The organism is Vulcanisaeta sp. JCM 16159 (genome assembly GCF_001316265.1).
In the GTDB taxonomy this organism is placed as follows: domain Archaea; phylum Thermoproteota; class Thermoprotei; order Thermoproteales; family Thermocladiaceae; genus Vulcanisaeta.
Genome location: NZ_BBDN01000013.1, coordinates 23,340 through 38,233, shown reverse-complemented (window position 1 = coordinate 38,233; position 14,894 = coordinate 23,340). Strand labels below are relative to the sequence as shown.

General features: G+C 44.1%; 25 protein-coding genes and 5 pseudogenes. 27 read left to right on the top strand and 3 right to left on the bottom strand.

Features of this window, described 5'->3' with window-relative positions; genetic code table 11:
* Positions 1 to 21: 21 nt before the first annotated feature.
* The 9 genes and pseudogenes from JCM16159_RS11595 (at position 22) to JCM16159_RS19520 (ending at position 3,336) form a co-directional block, all read left to right on the top strand.
* Positions 22 to 327: a hypothetical protein gene (locus JCM16159_RS11595; protein ID WP_054857926.1), complete on the top strand. Its 306-nt coding sequence runs from the start codon at positions 22 to 24 to the stop codon at positions 325 to 327.
* A 119-nt stretch (positions 328 to 446) separates the two neighbouring features.
* The gene (locus tag JCM16159_RS17630) at positions 447 to 722 is read left to right on the top strand and encodes a hypothetical protein (protein WP_243666813.1); all 276 of its coding nucleotides are present in this window, start codon (positions 447 to 449) and stop codon (positions 720 to 722) included.
* Positions 709 to 852 (top strand): hypothetical protein, encoded by a 144-nt coding sequence (locus JCM16159_RS17625; RefSeq protein WP_243666794.1) that lies wholly within the window; start codon positions 709 to 711, stop codon positions 850 to 852. The genes JCM16159_RS17630 and JCM16159_RS17625 overlap by 14 nt, the downstream gene beginning before the upstream one ends.
* Before the next feature lie 45 nt (positions 853 to 897).
* A complete protein-coding gene (locus JCM16159_RS11585) occupies positions 898 to 1,416 on the top strand; it encodes a 50S ribosomal protein L11 (RefSeq protein WP_054857925.1) in 519 nt (172 codons plus the stop codon).
* Positions 1,417 to 1,495: 79 nt separating this feature from the next.
* A complete protein-coding gene (locus tag JCM16159_RS17620; RefSeq protein ID WP_243666793.1) occupies positions 1,496 to 1,825 on the top strand; it encodes a hypothetical protein in 330 nt (109 codons plus the stop codon).
* Positions 1,741 to 2,154 (top strand): hypothetical protein, encoded by a 414-nt coding sequence (locus JCM16159_RS17615; RefSeq protein ID WP_243666812.1) that lies wholly within the window; start codon positions 1,741 to 1,743, stop codon positions 2,152 to 2,154. Before JCM16159_RS17620 ends, JCM16159_RS17615 begins: the two co-directional genes overlap by 85 nt.
* A 217-nt stretch (positions 2,155 to 2,371) precedes the next feature.
* Entirely contained in the window at positions 2,372 to 2,893 is a 522-nt protein-coding gene (locus JCM16159_RS19530; protein WP_367834492.1) for an amidohydrolase family protein, read from the top strand.
* Between the two features lie 43 nt (positions 2,894 to 2,936).
* Positions 2,937 to 3,068, top strand: a pseudogene (locus JCM16159_RS19525) (amidohydrolase); the annotation flags it as partial.
* Positions 3,052 to 3,336 (top strand): amidohydrolase family protein, encoded by a 285-nt coding sequence (locus JCM16159_RS19520; RefSeq protein WP_054857922.1) that lies wholly within the window; start codon positions 3,052 to 3,054, stop codon positions 3,334 to 3,336. The pseudogene JCM16159_RS19525 and the gene JCM16159_RS19520, both read left to right, overlap by 17 nt.
* Before the next feature lie 84 nt (positions 3,337 to 3,420).
* Here the strand turns inward: JCM16159_RS19520 and JCM16159_RS17605 are convergent, their stop codons facing one another.
* Entirely contained in the window at positions 3,421 to 3,594 is a 174-nt protein-coding gene (locus JCM16159_RS17605) for a hypothetical protein (RefSeq protein ID WP_243666792.1), read from the bottom strand.
* Positions 3,595 to 3,973: 379 nt separating this feature from the next.
* Here JCM16159_RS17605 and JCM16159_RS11565 point away from each other — a divergent pair, with 379 nt between their 5' ends.
* From JCM16159_RS11565 to JCM16159_RS17590, 8 genes and pseudogenes are all read left to right on the top strand, one after another.
* Positions 3,974 to 4,906, top strand: coding sequence for a 50S ribosomal protein L10 (locus JCM16159_RS11565; RefSeq protein WP_243666791.1), 933 nt, complete (start codon positions 3,974 to 3,976; stop codon positions 4,904 to 4,906).
* A 17-nt stretch (positions 4,907 to 4,923) separates the two neighbouring features.
* Positions 4,924 to 5,031 (top strand): annotated as a pseudogene (gene rpl12p / locus JCM16159_RS19515) (50S ribosomal protein P1); the annotation flags it as partial.
* 91 nt (positions 5,032 to 5,122) lie between these two features.
* Positions 5,123 to 5,539, top strand: coding sequence for an MBL fold metallo-hydrolase (locus JCM16159_RS17600; RefSeq protein WP_243666790.1), 417 nt, complete (start codon positions 5,123 to 5,125; stop codon positions 5,537 to 5,539).
* Positions 5,536 to 5,970, top strand: a complete 435-nt coding sequence (locus JCM16159_RS17595; protein ID WP_243666789.1) for an MBL fold metallo-hydrolase — start codon at positions 5,536 to 5,538, stop codon at positions 5,968 to 5,970. Before JCM16159_RS17600 ends, JCM16159_RS17595 begins: the two co-directional genes overlap by 4 nt.
* A gap of 121 nt (positions 5,971 to 6,091) precedes the next feature.
* Positions 6,092 to 7,680 (top strand): annotated as a pseudogene (locus tag JCM16159_RS11555) (alanine--tRNA ligase-related protein).
* Positions 7,671 to 8,072 carry an alanine--tRNA ligase-related protein gene (locus JCM16159_RS19510; protein WP_367834491.1) on the top strand — a complete coding sequence of 134 codons (402 nt, stop codon included), beginning with the start codon at positions 7,671 to 7,673 and terminating at the stop codon, positions 8,070 to 8,072. The pseudogene JCM16159_RS11555 and the gene JCM16159_RS19510 overlap by 10 nt, the downstream one beginning before the upstream one ends.
* Positions 8,069 to 8,500, top strand: coding sequence for a hypothetical protein (locus JCM16159_RS19505; RefSeq protein ID WP_367834490.1), 432 nt, complete (start codon positions 8,069 to 8,071; stop codon positions 8,498 to 8,500). The genes JCM16159_RS19510 and JCM16159_RS19505 overlap by 4 nt, the downstream gene beginning before the upstream one ends.
* Positions 8,478 to 8,843 (top strand): hypothetical protein, encoded by a 366-nt coding sequence (locus tag JCM16159_RS17590; protein ID WP_243666788.1) that lies wholly within the window; start codon positions 8,478 to 8,480, stop codon positions 8,841 to 8,843. The genes JCM16159_RS19505 and JCM16159_RS17590 overlap by 23 nt, the downstream gene beginning before the upstream one ends.
* Here the strand turns inward: JCM16159_RS17590 and JCM16159_RS11550 are convergent.
* Positions 8,827 to 9,246 carry a hypothetical protein gene (locus tag JCM16159_RS11550; protein WP_054857921.1) on the bottom strand — a complete coding sequence of 140 codons (420 nt, stop codon included), beginning with the start codon at positions 9,244 to 9,246 and terminating at the stop codon, positions 8,827 to 8,829. The two genes, JCM16159_RS17590 and JCM16159_RS11550, sit on opposite strands and share 17 nt — an antisense overlap.
* 100 nt (positions 9,247 to 9,346) lie before the next feature.
* On the opposite strand from JCM16159_RS11550, the gene JCM16159_RS11545 reads away from it, so the two are divergent.
* The 10 genes and pseudogenes from JCM16159_RS11545 (at position 9,347) to JCM16159_RS11515 (ending at position 13,797) form a co-directional block, all read left to right on the top strand.
* Positions 9,347 to 10,288, top strand: a complete 942-nt coding sequence (locus JCM16159_RS11545) for a thioredoxin domain-containing protein (protein ID WP_054857920.1) — start codon at positions 9,347 to 9,349, stop codon at positions 10,286 to 10,288.
* Positions 10,289 to 10,338: 50 nt separating this feature from the next.
* Positions 10,339 to 10,716 (top strand): NAC domain-containing protein, encoded by a 378-nt coding sequence (locus JCM16159_RS11540; protein ID WP_054857919.1) that lies wholly within the window; start codon positions 10,339 to 10,341, stop codon positions 10,714 to 10,716.
* The gene (locus tag JCM16159_RS17585; protein WP_243666787.1) at positions 10,671 to 10,781 is read left to right on the top strand and encodes a UBA domain-containing protein; all 111 of its coding nucleotides are present in this window, start codon (positions 10,671 to 10,673) and stop codon (positions 10,779 to 10,781) included. Before JCM16159_RS11540 ends, JCM16159_RS17585 begins: the two co-directional genes overlap by 46 nt.
* Before the next feature lie 56 nt (positions 10,782 to 10,837).
* Positions 10,838 to 11,437: a hypothetical protein gene (locus JCM16159_RS11535; protein WP_054857918.1), complete on the top strand. Its 600-nt coding sequence runs from the start codon at positions 10,838 to 10,840 to the stop codon at positions 11,435 to 11,437.
* On the top strand, positions 11,434 to 11,979 hold the full coding sequence (locus JCM16159_RS11530; protein ID WP_054857917.1) for a hypothetical protein: 546 nt from the start codon (positions 11,434 to 11,436) through the stop codon (positions 11,977 to 11,979). The genes JCM16159_RS11535 and JCM16159_RS11530 overlap by 4 nt, the downstream gene beginning before the upstream one ends.
* Positions 11,963 to 12,106 carry a hypothetical protein gene (locus JCM16159_RS17580; protein WP_243666786.1) on the top strand — a complete coding sequence of 48 codons (144 nt, stop codon included), beginning with the start codon at positions 11,963 to 11,965 and terminating at the stop codon, positions 12,104 to 12,106. Before JCM16159_RS11530 ends, JCM16159_RS17580 begins: the two co-directional genes overlap by 17 nt.
* Before the next feature lie 48 nt (positions 12,107 to 12,154).
* Entirely contained in the window at positions 12,155 to 12,358 is a 204-nt protein-coding gene (locus JCM16159_RS11525) for a winged helix-turn-helix domain-containing protein (protein WP_054857916.1), read from the top strand.
* A 49-nt stretch (positions 12,359 to 12,407) separates the two neighbouring features.
* Positions 12,408 to 12,954: pseudogene (locus JCM16159_RS11520) on the top strand (50S ribosomal protein L16).
* 65 nt (positions 12,955 to 13,019) lie between these two features.
* Positions 13,020 to 13,351 (top strand): annotated as a pseudogene (locus JCM16159_RS19500) (DUF2192 domain-containing protein).
* Positions 13,294 to 13,797, top strand: a complete 504-nt coding sequence (locus tag JCM16159_RS11515; protein ID WP_367834489.1) for a DUF2192 domain-containing protein — start codon at positions 13,294 to 13,296, stop codon at positions 13,795 to 13,797. Before JCM16159_RS19500 ends, JCM16159_RS11515 begins: the two are co-directional and overlap by 58 nt.
* Positions 13,798 to 13,827: 30 nt before the next feature.
* Here JCM16159_RS11515 and JCM16159_RS11510 read toward each other — a convergent pair whose 3' ends face one another.
* Complete coding sequence (locus JCM16159_RS11510) at positions 13,828 to 14,880, bottom strand: methyltransferase (protein WP_054857915.1); 1,053 nt, start codon at positions 14,878 to 14,880, stop codon at positions 13,828 to 13,830.
* Between the last annotated feature and the right edge of the window lie 14 nt (positions 14,881 to 14,894).

Genomic DNA, 14,894 nt, shown 5'->3' with positions numbered 1-14,894 from the left:
ACTGATTGGCCATAAACCGTAATGAACAATGAAGGCTTGAGTAAGAGGATAATGAATTGGTTAAGCACACTAGCATGGATATTCAAGGTGGCTAAGAAGCCGACTAAGGATAATTATATGATAATCCTTAAGTTGGGTTCATTAATAGTCGCAATACTCGGTGTTTATTCATTCCTATTCAGTGTGGCTCAGCAGTACTTGACGAGCAGTGCCAACTTTAGTTTGCCATACCCGCTCAACCTAATTGTTGTGCTTACAATAATTATTATACTAGCCGTGATGCTCATACTTGTTATACTGAGCACAAGGGGTCTCGGCCGCAGGTAAGGCCTAAAGGCAATCAATTATTGGGCAAGTTTTATTAACTCATTAGGTTAGGGAGGAGATAATGAGTAGTGCTGAGCAGGCAATGAGTTGTAGAGTGTATGCCCTTAGGGCTGTGGGTAATCAGGAGTATAACGTGGCCTTCATGCTCAAGGCAAGCTGAGCATAAGGGGCTGGATAAGGTTAAGATAACCGCAATAGTTGTTCTGCCCTCCTTAAAGGGTTTCGTGTTTGTAGAGGGTTCGATGCCCTATGAAATTCAAGACTTGGCTACGGGCATTAAGCACTATAGGGGCATGGTTAGGGGTGTTATGAATGTTGATGAAGTAGTGAGTAGCCTGGCTAAGCCTGTGGAGATTAATGTTGGTGATGTTGTTGAAATAATTGTCGAACTTTAGGGGATATAGAGGCAAGGTGGTGGATATTGATAGGCAGAGGGGTCAGGTTTACCTGGAGTTACTTGATTCATCTAGTACGATGCCCATCATCGTGAATATCAAGGGTGTTAGGAAAATTGAAAGTAAGTAATAATAGCAAAAACGTTAAATACCTACATTAGGCAGGTCCTACGATATGGCAAAGAGGGTAATCAAGATAGCGGTCGCGCCAGGTAAGGCAGGTGGACCAGTGGTACAGCAGTTGAGCCAGTACGGCATTGACATTAGTAAGGTCACTGAGGAGATTAATAAGAAGACGAAGATACTGGCTAATTACGGCATTAACAATGTATTCGTAGAGATAGAGGTAGACGAAGACACAAAGAACTTTGAGGTAAAGCCTGAGCTACCGCCTATCGCTGACCTTATAATGAAGGCCATTGGTAAGGACACAGGTAGCCACCAGGCGGTTAAGGAGTTGATTGGTGACATAAGCATTGAGAAGCTTGCTGAGATAGCCTACATAAAGTGGGAGGAGTTAAGGAGTAAGAACTTCAGGAATGCCCTTAAGCAGGTAATAAGTGCCTGCAGGAGTGTTGGCGTTACAATCAACGGTAAGGACCCGAAGCAAGTACTGAAGGAGTTGGACACTGGCTCCTATAATAATGTGATAACTAAGTACGAAGAGCTATTAAAGCAGGAGGGCAGGTTATAAACTAAGGGAATTAATCAAAACACAGCATCAGTTAGGGAAAAATGCTTTAATAAGGGGCTTTTTCCCTCAATGCGCGATTATGAGCCTAAACCTTGACGCAATAACTAAGGCTGTCATGGAGGCCAAGGCAAAGGCGAAGAGGAGGAGGTTTAAGCAGACATACGAGCTAATAATTAGGTTCAAGGACTTCGACGTTAAGAACCAAGCCAATAGATTCAACATAACCATTACACTGCCGCATCCATTGCAGGGTAAGGAACCGAGGGTCTGCGTGATGGCTACGGGCGCATGGTACTCGCGGCCAAGGAGGCCAAGGCAGACGCAATACTCACCAGGGAGGACATTGAGAAACTATCCGGTAATAAGAAGGAGATTAGGAAACTGGCCAATTCCTATGACTACTTCGTAGCAACACCAGACCTGATGGTGCTCATTGGTAGGGTAATGGGTCAAATACTGGGTCCCAGGAACAAGATGCCTGAGGTTGTCCAGCCAAACGCGGACATCAAGGCCGTTATTGATAGGCTAAAGAGAAGCGTTAGGGTTAGGGTTAAGGATCAACCGCAGGTCATGTGTAAGGTAGGTACCGAGGACATGGACCCAAAGCAGGTTGCCGAGAACATAGCCGCGGTGCTTGACGAAATACTCAAGAGAGTTAGACCTGAACAATTAAGAAACGTAATAATAAAACTAACCATGAGCTCACCTGTAAGCGTGAACCCGTTTATATCACGATAATTAAAATTCATGAATAAGTTCAAACTCGGTTTCCTGTGCTCACAGTGATGCCACGTAGTTATCATACTATTGAATTATATCGTTATGTCTTTATTAGATAAATTGATCCTTCCCATCTAACTCCCTTTTGTGAGTACCTGGTTGAATACCATTATTTTTAAATGCAAGAAAAGGGTTGCAAAGATTGTGAGGAACAACTTCAAGAAAATTATCGCTCTTGAGGAACACCTTTCCGTTCCAGATAAAATTACTAAAAAAATACAAAATGGTACCTCCTTCCGCATTTAGCTATGCTCAAGATCCCGATATTAAGAGGAGACTATTAGATATTGAGACCCTTAGGATTTCTGAAATGAATGAAGCAGGAGTAGACCTGCAAGTACTCTCTCTAGTGGCTCCAGGAAAAGAACAACTCGATATTGAAGAAGCCGTGGCCTTTTCGAGAGAAGTTAATGATTACGTCGCAGATATAATAATGAAACACCCTGAAAGGTTTGCAGCCTTTGCCACGCTCCCAATTGCCGATCCGGAAAAGGCGGTTGACGAACTTGAAAGGATAGTAAAGCAATACAATTTTAAAGGCGCTATGATAAGTGGTAACTATAAGGGTAAGTATCTTGACGATCCATTTTTTTTGAACCCTTGTTACAAGGAGCCGAGGATCTTGGGGTTCCCATATATTTACATCCAAATGTGCCTCCTACCCCCGTCTTTGAAGCTTACTATAAAAATGGACTGAGGAAGGAGGTTGCGATAGTTTTTTTTCCACAGCAGGCTTTGGTTGGCACATCGACACAGCCGTTCATGTACTGCGGATGATTCTTGCCGGAGTTTTTGATAGGCATCCTAAACTCCAGGTCATAATAGGCCACCTAGGAGAGGGAGTTTCATTTTTTTATGGAGAGACTCGATAGGGTGCTTCCTCCGAGACTAACAGGACTTGAAAAACCCATTAGCGCTTATCTTAAGGAGAATGTAAGCTACACGATAAGCGGGTTTAACTTTATTCCCGCGTTCCTTGACCTTTATATGCACGTTGGGGCAGAAAGGATAATGTTTTCTACGGATTACCCATACTCATCTATGAAGGAGGCTGTCCAATTCCTTCACCAACTACCAATAAGCGATAAGGATAAAGAAAAGATAGCGCATGAAAACGCCGAGAGACTTCTGCGTTTCTGAGCATTAGTCGTACTTACACCAACCCTAAGGTAAACAGTACCATTAAATATGAAGTATTACCTTCAATACCGTTGGTGGGAAGCACTACCACTTATGAACTAATAAAATTGATTGAGTGACCATGAGCATCAAAAGCATGGGTTCTGTTGTTAAGTGACTCATTGGTCTAATCCTCCAATTGTCGGTACCTGTCGGTGTTATGGCTATGGTTATCGAACTCAACGTGTTAATTACGTGGTTAATAGTAGGTATCTGCATAAACCCTCGGTATGAAGACGACAGGTTATTAGTGATGCTACCATTTAACTGGTCTTGATAATACCACAATGATGTTAAGTTAATAGGCTTAGCCTAACCCGTAAGAACCAGTGGCTCTAATCCACATATTCATGGATATTATAGGGATTAAGTAAAGTCAACCAATCTAAATAACCCATAGAGCCGAAACATTAATGTAACCAATTGCGTTAATCTATTATTGGTGGTCCAGGTTGGGTAAATCAAAAATAACCAACCTCCTCCCTGCCCTGAAGGACAAGGAACCGTCAACTAATGCCTACTTACGTATGTTGCATTATTAAGCTACTTATTGAAAGAAAAATTAATTAAGTGCATCATTTGGGCGGTTCTTGCCAGTATGGCTTCACAACCAGTGTTTAGGCGTACATATGTTAGGACGAAGCCCTATCCGGAAAAGAAGGTTAGGATTGTTAATGAATTGAAGGATTTATTTAGCAAGTATGAAACTGCATTCATCGTCGATATTCATGAAACATCCAACAGGGTTCTCCAGGAGTATAGGTTCTGGCTTAGAAGGAGGGGTGCCAGGGTTATTAAGGCGAAGAACACCCTTGTGCTAATAGCACTTAGGCAGTTGATGAGTAGTGTCACTGAGGACATTGAGAAGCTATTCACTGGTGAAAACCTGTTAATATTCTCGAATGAGAATCCATTCGAGCTAGCCAGGTGGATTTGGAGTACTGGTGTTAGGAGGGAGGCAATGCCCGGTGATGTAGCACCATTCGACCTAGTGGCACCTGCCGGTAATACGAACATGGGCCCGGGTCCAATAATGAGTAAGTTTGGTAAGTTGAAGATACCGATCAAGGTTCAGGACGGCAAGATATGGATTGTTAAGGACACGGTGGTCGTTAAGAAGGGTGATAAGATCAATGAAGATGCTGCCGAGATTCTGAAGAAATTGAATATAAAGCCCATATTCGAGACCCTTAAGATAAAGGCGGTAATACTGAAGGGTAAGTATGTAATAGCCGCTGATAACCTTAGGTTGAATATTGGTGCGTATAGGTCAATGGTCGAGGATGCCGTTAGGTATGCATTTAACCTGGCCGTCAACACGGCATACCCAACACCAGAGGTACTTAGGGTATCCATTGCCAAGGCCCACATGGAGGCACTGAACCTAGCCGTTAACACTAGGTACGTAACTCCGGAGTCTGCGCAGTATATACTAGCTAAGGCCGTGTCAGAGGCAAACGCGCTTGCCTCAGTAATAGCGCCAAAGGCCCCCGAGCTTGGCTTCAGGTCTCTCAGCAGCCACAACAAGTAAAGAGCGAGACTAAGACAGAGGAAAGGAAGTCAGAGGAAAAGAAGGAAGAGACGACTGAGGAAAAGAAGGAGGGCCCAAGTGATGAAGAGGCTGCGGCCGGATTCTCCAGCCTGTTTGGTTCATAAAATACAATATTCGTTATCTATATTTCACTACTTCCCCATATATAATATAATTATCACACAATTTATTAAGTAGTACGTCTTAAGTTTATTTATGGTGCGGACAATTGAGGTAATGAATAATGTATATCAAATAGACTTAGAGCCAGGTGGATTTAGTAACCTGGTCTCAGTGTATGCAATAAACACAGGCAGAGGCGTAATAGTTTTTGAGGGAGGGCCTGCGGTATCCAGTAACGACCTGAGAAATGCATTAATGAGGTTAGGCAATGTTACCCATGTATTCATTACGCACGTGCACATTGATCATTACGGCGGCACTGGTGCATTAGCGGGGCTTAACCCAAATATCGAGGTTTACGTTCATCCGAGGGGTTTAAAGGTTCTACCTAATCCAGACATTATTTGGGTGCCTGCTAGGGAGGCCATGGGTTGGCTCGGTGAATTATACGGTAGGCCGCTTGAGATACCAGGTAGAAATGCTAGGGAGACTAGGACGGTGATAGGGTGACCATCAGCGACGTTACCGTGGAGGTGATACACACGCCGGGTCACGCAAGCCATCACCAATCCTTCATTGTTGAGCCCTGGGACATACTCATTGTCGGGGATGCGGCGGGTATCTATGTTAGGGATCTCGAGTACATAATACCGACTACGATGGAACCCCTTAGGTTTGACTTGTATGTTGATAGTGTCAAGAAGTTGGTAGCTAGGAATCCAAGGTACATAGCCTATACGCATCACTTGCTCGTTCCCAACGCCACCGACTTATTGAATAGGCACCTCAGGCAATTGGATGTTTGGGGTAAGGCTGCTGAGGAGGCTGTTAGGGAGGGATTGAGTGTTAGTGACCTTGAGAGAATTCTCGCGGAGAGGGATCAAGACCTTAGGAGGATTTATGATAGGCTTAGGAACATGAGCTCATTATCACCTGTTTAGAATGGCCGTTGATGGCTTGTATAAGTACTTCCGAGACCTTGAGACAAAGCGTAAATAGTGAATTTTAATTGCGACAGGAACAAAATATAAAAATAATCCCATTTTTATTTATCGTTAAGTTATGGAAGAATTGAGGATAAGGTTATTCAATAGGATGAGGTTTTATAGAAAGCAATGCCCATACTGCAAGCACCATTACTGGACGCTGAATAAGGACCAGGAATCCTGTGGTGACCAACCCTGTACACCATACCTATTCATAGGAAACCCACCTGGTAAGTTCAGGCCTGAGTCCATTAGGGATGTTAGGGAGAGGTTCCTAAACTTCTTCGAGAGGCATGGCCATGTTAGGATTAAGAGGTATCCAGTGGTTGCGCGTTGGAGGTCCGATGTTTACTTAGTTGGCGCATCAATTTATGATTTCCAACCATGGGTCACGGAGGGCATTGTACCACCACCAGCAAATCCACTGACCCTTTCCCAACCCAGCATTAGGTTTACGGACATCGATAAGGTCGGCCGTAGCGGTAGGCACTTAACGGGCTTTGAGATGATGGCACACCACGCCTTTAACTACCCTGATAAGTACATTTACTGGATTGATGAGACTGTCGAGTACGCGCATGAGTCTTCACGAAGGAACTCGGCCTCAAGGATGACGAAATCACGTATAAGGAGAATATTTGGGAGGGCGGCGGTAATGCGGGTGAGTGCCTCGAGGTTCTCGTGGGTGGCCTAGAAATAGCTACGCTCGTTTTTATGCATTATAGGACTGTCAATGGTAAGTACGTGGAGATGCCCATGAAGATCGTGGACACGGGCTATGGACTTGAGAGAATCTACTGGTTACTCACGGGTAAGCCCACTGTTTATGATGCCGTCTTTGGGCCATTCATTGAGAAGCTAAGGAGTAGGTTAGGTCTTCCAAAGCCAAGCGATGAAATGCTAATGCACATGGCAACCTACTTCGGCCAGCTTGACCCTGAGGTTACGAGTATTGAGAAGGCCTATGAATACATATCGAGTAAGGTCGGCATGGACGTTAATGAGGTTAGGAACATACTTAAGGTCCAGGAGACACTGTATATGCTTAGTGACCATGGTAGGACACTATCCTGGATGATGACCGATGGCGTAATACCGAGTAACTCCGGTGTTGGTTACCTGGGTAGGCTATTGCTGAGGAGGATGCTTAGGAGCATGTATGTTGCAGGTATTGAAATGCCGCTTACAGAGATTATGAACATGGAACTCGAGTCCCTAAGGGATGACTACCCAGAGGTTTATGAGGAGAGACAAACAATACTTGAATTAATCGACCTTGAGGAGAGGAAGTTTAAGGAACTACTTAGGCAGGCGCCGGGCATTATTGATAGGGTCGTTAGGGATAGGGAGAGGAGGACCGGCAAGAGGGAACTCACGGTCGATGACTTAATGATGCTTTATGACTCACAGGGACTACCGCCGGAGATTGTGCGTGATGTCGCATCATCAAAGCTTGGACTAAGCGTCTCAGTACCTGACGACTTCTACTCAAGGCTCGCCGCCAGGTATCAGAGACAGGTCGGTGAGGAGAAGCCTAAGGTTGATGTGAACCCAGTGGAGGTTCAGGACCTACCACAGACCAGGGAATTATTCTATGAGAATATGAGGCTATTTCAATTCAACGCCAAGTCCTTAGGGTCATTAGGGGTAAGTACGTGGTTCTAGACCAAACCGCGTTCTACCCAGAGGGTGGTGGGCAGGTGGCTGACCACGGCATTATTAAGCATAGCAGGGGTGAGGCGAGGGTTGTCGATGTTCAGAGGGTTGGTCCAGTGATCGTGCATGTTATTGAGGGTGAGCCGCCAATGGAGAGCGAGACTGTGGAGGGCATCGTGGATTCTGCCCGTAGGCTCGACCTAATGAGAATGCACACCGCGACCCACATACTACTCCAGAGCATTAGGCGTGTCCTTGGTAGGCATGTTTGGCAGGCAGGTGCGGAGAAGAACGTACCCTTCAGTAGGCTTGACGTGACGCATTATAAGTTACCCAGTAGAGACGAGATTAGGAAGATTGAGGAGTTGGCAAACCAAATGGTTGTTGCAACTACCCAGTGATCATTAGGTGGCTGGGCAGAACCGAAGCTGAGTCGAAGTTCGGAGTCTACATATACCAGGGAGGCGCGGTGCCCGGGGCTAAGTTGAGGATTGTCCAGGTGGGCCCGGACGATAGTCCATACGACGTTGAGGCTTGCGGTGGCATGCACGTAGGCAATACTGGTGAGATTGGTATGATTAAGATCGTTAAGGTTGAGAAGATTCAGGAGGGTGTCGTTAGGTTCATATTCACCACGGGCAGGCATGCACTAAATTACGTGGAGTCTCTCGAGGACTCCATCAACGAGGTATCCGAATTAATTGGTAGGGGTAGGGAGGACGTGGTTAAGGGCGTTAAGGAGCTACTCAACGATGTGGGCAAGATGGAGGGTAGGATTAAGGCATTGACTAGGAAGGCGATTAAGGGTGATGTTGCGGAGGCCATGTAGGGAGGTCTCAATAAATGGTATTGGATTCACATACATGGAGTATGAGAATGAGGATAGGAATTACATACAGGAGTTTGCCAAGGAGTATTTAAGTACTAGACCCAATACTGTGTTGTTGATAGTGAATAGGGTTGGTAATGGAACCGAGTACATGGTTTACCTAAGCCCTGAAACCGCCAAGCGCGTGGGCATTAGGGAATTAATGGCGAGACTTAACGTAAGCGTTAATGGTAAGGGTGGTGGGTCAACGACCTATGGGCAGGGATTCACCCAGGGCAAACCGCCGATAGATACCTTCATAAGTACTGTTAAGACATTCCTAAGTTCTATAGGCTCCTCCTAACTGTCCTCCCAATCTCATCCCTAAAGCACCAAACACCCTCACCAATATCCAGTAAAACAATGCCTAACCTACTGACCAATTTATCACTTAGTAATACCTCATCAGCACGGTCACTAACTGCTACGTGTGCCGTGATACCGCCCACTTCCCTATCATTCTCAAGGACCCAAACCTGAACCGCATTGGGTATTAGTATTAGCCTAGTCACCGTTCCGTCAGCTAGCACGTAATTCCTAATCTCAGAACCACTGGGTAGCTTGGGCAGTAGGTTTAGGTCCTCAGCAACGCCCCTGGGTATTAGCACTTCCGGCTCCTGGGTCTCATAACCCGTGGTCACTAAAGCCTTTGTTACCGTGGTCCTACCCATCATTGATGATAACTTGATCCGTAATCGAATAGCCATTGTAATTAATATTTATAATTTAAATTATTAATGTCTTTCTTAATGAACCTACGGAAGGTTAGTAAGGTTTTTAACTTATCCTAAACAATGATAGAGGATTATGTCAAGTACCGCGAGCATAAACAGGATATTATTAATAACCGTAATAGTACTCGCAGCGGCACTTGCCGCGGTTTTAGTTTACTTCCTTGCGCCTAAACCACCACTAATAAATGTAGGACCAAACTCGACTCAAAACCAGACCTCTCCCCAAACAAACTCAACATCTCAATCTTCATCAACAACCCAAACTGTATCGTTTGCTGAGGCATTTGAGAGAGGTGTTGAGAATTGGCTTGGTCTTATATGCATTTATAATAAGTATGGCGGAAATACTACATTAAATACCGTAAATAGCATATACATAATTGCATATAACTATCTGTATTATTATGAACAGACGAATAATATTACATACTTATTAATGTATCCAATAGCCCAATATCAGTACCTGGCAAATAAATATCCGGGTTGCGCCGTGAATGAGAGCGATCAGTACCTGGCAAATGTAGTAATGGGTGCGTTAAGTAATATTAATACAATGGCTTATACGCTTAATGTACCAGGTAATTTACTTGGAACCCCATTATTCATCGTCCTTAATAAGGCAAATAATATAACCTATGTACTTGCCGGCGCGTCACCCCTTGTTTTCTACGCCATTAATTATAGTAAGTTAGGTAATGTAACTACGTTTACGTATCAAGGCCAGGAGCTTGGTTATGGATTTAGGGCCAATTCAACCCAGGTTTCCTTTATTAGAGAACTGGCCTCAAGTGGTCTTGGTATTGGCAACCCGAGTGCGAATATAACCGTTATTGAGTTCTTAGATCCGGAGTGCCCGTACTGCGCAATATTCCAGTTGGAGTATGGCGGGTATCTGGACAAACTCATAAGCAGTGGTTCCATATACTACGTAATCCAGTACTTCCCAACTCACGTACTTGGCTACGGATGCTCATCGCAAACAATAGCACAAATGTTAGGACCATATTGTGGTTAACGATCTTTAAGATGAAAATTGCTTAAATATAGCTGTTGTGTTAAGGCTTCGTGGGCATAAACCCAAGAGAAGTAAAGAGAATGCTTAAACGATTTGGTATCCAAGACTTAAATCTAGAGGAGGTGAATAACGTAACCAAGGTGGTTATTTATCTTGGCGATGGCTCAACCATCGAGATTAATAAGCCCATGGTTGCCAGAATGAAAATACAGGGACTATCAATATATCAAGTGCAGGCCAGTGACTCGGACATTAAAGTCGTTAAGCCGCAACCAACGATGCAGCAGCCAAGAACATCACTAATAATACAACAACCCCAACAAGCCACCGTGCAAAGGCCCCACAGCAATATGAACCGAGTGAGGACGATATCAGACTCGTCATGGAGGAGACTGGTTGCACTAGGGAGGAGGCGATTAAGGCGTTGAAGGAGACTAATGGCGACATTGCCGAGGCGATAATAAGGGTGCAATCACAGAGAGGTTCTAAGTAAATGGTTACTCTCCCTGGGGGAGTTTAGTTTATTAATTAATAACCGTAATATCCATAATGGGTAAGCGTAAGGTGTTGGGTCGATTATTAATCATAGCATTATTAATAACCGTACTCACCGAGATGGCCATAATAATACTAAATTGGCAAAACGTAGAAATCAATACGTATGCTATTCCAGCGGGCATATTTACCGTAAATTCAACCACGGGATTCATGTTGTCGATACTCGTCATTCATAATGCGTATGCCAAGGTAATAGTGACCATAACTAATCCGTCAAATGCACCATTAATGATATATCTTGGTAATGGCACAAGAGTGGCTCTAGAACCCAATAGTACCATTAGGTTTACGTTTCTATTTACGCCAAGTAACTATATGGCATATCCTGAGTGCGCCAGAGTTATTCCATTATCCAATGCCTCAGTGATGCCGTATTCATTAAATAGCCTAAGTAATCCCCTCGTAATTTATGAAACGACATTTAGCCTCAAATCAATGTATTTAATGCCATTAAACACGACATCACTTATCTCACGGTTCTTTAGTAACATATCACCCTGCGGAACGGGCACTTACCTATTGGTAACAACCAATAGTAGTAATAATATAGTGGTCGTGGTCCAGGTAAGCAAGGTGGTGTTTGTAATATGAGCATTGAAGATGCTAAGGCTAAGCTTATGATGCTTAGGGACGCGCTTATTCGCATTGAAGGTGTTAATAATGTTCTTAATGAATTACCGAGGATCTTAACTAACGCATTGATAATAATTGCCGTGATGCTGGGGGCGTACATAATGTCCATTATAACATACATAGTAATGGCCCAGGAAATAACGCTATTGCCATCAGGGCTTGGTATACTCACCATAATTGCGGTGTTAATAATAGTGCCGTATTACGTCTATACGCGTATTGATAAATTGATAAAGAATGTAAGTGCTTATGGTGATTGGGATGAAAAATGCAGTTGGGTGTTTCCGGCATTCTCGAGATTCTATCGACACTGGATTTTGATGATATTGAGTATAAAATTAATAGGGCTAGGATTGGTTATGCCTAGTAATTATAGTCAAGTTATTAGCATTATCAATACTCCTTTTTCTACTCATTTTCATGGCGGTGTCGGTATTGATAATGTTCCTAGGCTATACTTCCTGGACGTGGTATACAATAGCCATGGCCGTAATAATTGACCTCGTAATTGCACTAGCCATTGAATGGGATGACCTATCCAACGACGCTAAAAGGCTATGGTCCCTGGGCGGCTTAATCATTGAGCTTAGGTGGATTTACCATGAACTCCAGGGAATTCAGACCTGACCTATACGTATTGGCGCGGATCATCGAGCCTTGGTTAATAATGGGCCTATGAAGAGGACTAGGTTGGCCACGGCCTGTGGCTTATCGTATGATAAGTTGGAGAGGTACCTTAATTGGATGATTGAGAGGAACCTAGTCCTTATTGATGGTGATGGATTTGTGAAACTCACGAGGGATGGTGAGAGAACGTACGAGGAACTTGTTTCATGGATTAAGAGGTATGTTGGTTCGTTGAGGATTAGTAGGATTTAGTGGGCGTAGTGTTTAAATACCCATGCTTCCCCAGTAACTCGACGTTGCTATGCCACTCAGGCCTGCGCGTTGTTATAGGAGATTAAAGAGACCCTACACGAGGACTGAGTACATAGCCGGTGCTCCATATGTTCAAATACCTAGGTTTGAGCTTGGTAATACGAAGCCCAGGGAGAGGGCGAGGTTTGATTACGTGGTTGAGCTTGTGGCTGAGGAGACCGGTCAGATAAGCTAATGCCCTTGAGGCTGCTAGGCAGATGGCGTATAAGTACCTGTCTAAGTACGTTAATGACCCCAACTTCTACCTAAAGATAAACGTCTATCCCTTCCACGTGATTAGGGAAAATAAGATGCTAGCCATGGCCGGTGCAGACCGTCTACAGCAGGGCATGAGGTTATCATTTGGCGTACCCTCAGGTAGGGCTGCGAGGATACTTAAGCCAGGCACGGTGATAATGCACCTTGAGGTTGAGAATAAGAACCTGGCACATGCTAAGGAAGCTCTTAGGAGGGCTGCATCCAAGTTACCTCTTCCAACGAGGATTGTTATCTTCCCCAAGCGATCTCAGCAGGTTAAGGCCGCTACTCAGTCATAGGTCCTGAAGCACAAGGGTTATAAGGCACTGTTTTTGGGAGAACTTTGGATAGGTGGATTGCTAATATGAGTAGTGGCTTAGATGCTAGGCAGCTATATAAAGACCGTATTGAGGCCGTCACGGAGATATGGAGTAAGATAATGAGGAATGAGGTAAGTACAAGAAATCAACTCGAGGAGTTAGTATATATTATTTATAAACAGAAGGGCGTCGAGCCTTCAGGGGCTTTAGTAAGGTTAGGATTTACGATAAGGAAATAGCCACGGTATACATAGTTGGTAAATACGGCCTAGGCTACTTGATGGCGAGCTCGCCAATGCACTCAAGAACATCTTCAATGTGGAAATTGCGTGTGACGAGGCGTATAACTTCCTTAAGAATAAAAACTTTCAACTAGGTGATAATGATACTGAACAGTTTAGGAAAATGGTTGATAATGAGGTGTTGGGGCCTAAGACCGAGGAGAGAGGATTTAGGTTATTGAGGTATGTATTCACTGGTACAATAATGAGGTTTCCAGACTTCCCTGAGGAGAACTTCGTGGGCACATATAAAGCATTAAGCACAGCCTTTCCAGACCTGGCAGATAGATTCATGAGGTATGTGAAGTTTTATGTAGCCTTTAGAGTGGCTGAGGACATCGCGCTTGGTAATATTAAGAAGATTGAGGAGAAGAAGATCATGAAATACACACACTGCCTTAGGCTTAACCTGACTAAATGCGTACCTCATGATAAGTTGATTAGGGAGATAGCACTCAGGGTGTACAAGGTGCCTAGGAAAGTCCTTGATAGGCTATTTCCAAATGAGGATCAGAGATCATTCATACCAAAGGCTCAATAGAATACTCCTTAAAATCAAATAATCAATTCCTTATTCCCTAACAACCTTAAAAATAGAACTCCAAATACCACCCTGTTCAACGACCCTCTCACTCATTATCCTAAACCCATACTTAGCAAGTATTTTCCGGACCAGGGACTTCCTAACAGTTATAAATACGGCACTCGAACCATCCCTAAGAACTCCCCTAAGTGCTCTTAACAATGAGTCATAGAAGCCTGTTACTCCCTTGAGGGGCTCGATTCGAATCCCAAATGGAGGATTGAAAATTGCATGTGCGCACACATTATCTCTGATAGCTGGTCTTGTCGAGTCCATAACCACGAAATCAACTAGATAATCTACACCAGCCTCCCGCGCATTCATCAATGCTCCACTGACGTAGCCATAATCAATATCAATACATAGAAAACTCACGTCTCTCCTCAATAAGGCACCCTCAATAACTATCGTACCACTACCACAGGTTATGTCGCAAACCCTCGATGATGGGGCTGGACTCAATACCCTAAACATTGCATTAGCCAGTATGGGGTTTAACGCTGCTGGATGATTAAACCTCCTGTACGGCCTATTCCTAAGTGGCTTACGGGTTATTGATATACCAAGCACGCACTTGTCCTGGTCGATAATAAGTCTCAATGTTAGGTCGGCATTATCAAGGTTGAAGAGGGGTTTAATGCCCATGGACGCCAGGAACTCGGAAATCCTCTCACCAAGTAATGCCGCTGCATCTGGGCTCCTGAATTCATGATCTCCAGACCTATCGGCCATTATACCAATTGTGGTATTTGGAGTGTAATAATTAAGTAACTCGTCAAGTCTTAGTCTCCAAATACAATCCCTTAAACTCCCTACGTCTTTACCAACATTTCCTATGTCGAGGACCATTACCACGTGCTCCACAGTGCCTAGCGTCTTTAGCTCGTTAATGGTCACACCACTTACGTTTACCAGTACCTTACCAGTCACATTGGATGAACCAAAAACCTCCGCTGCAGCAACCCTATCCCTAAATAATTCCTTGACTTCATTAATTACGATATCCTCAATCCCAGGTACCGTCGTTAGGAGTATTATCATTACATGAAAATGTA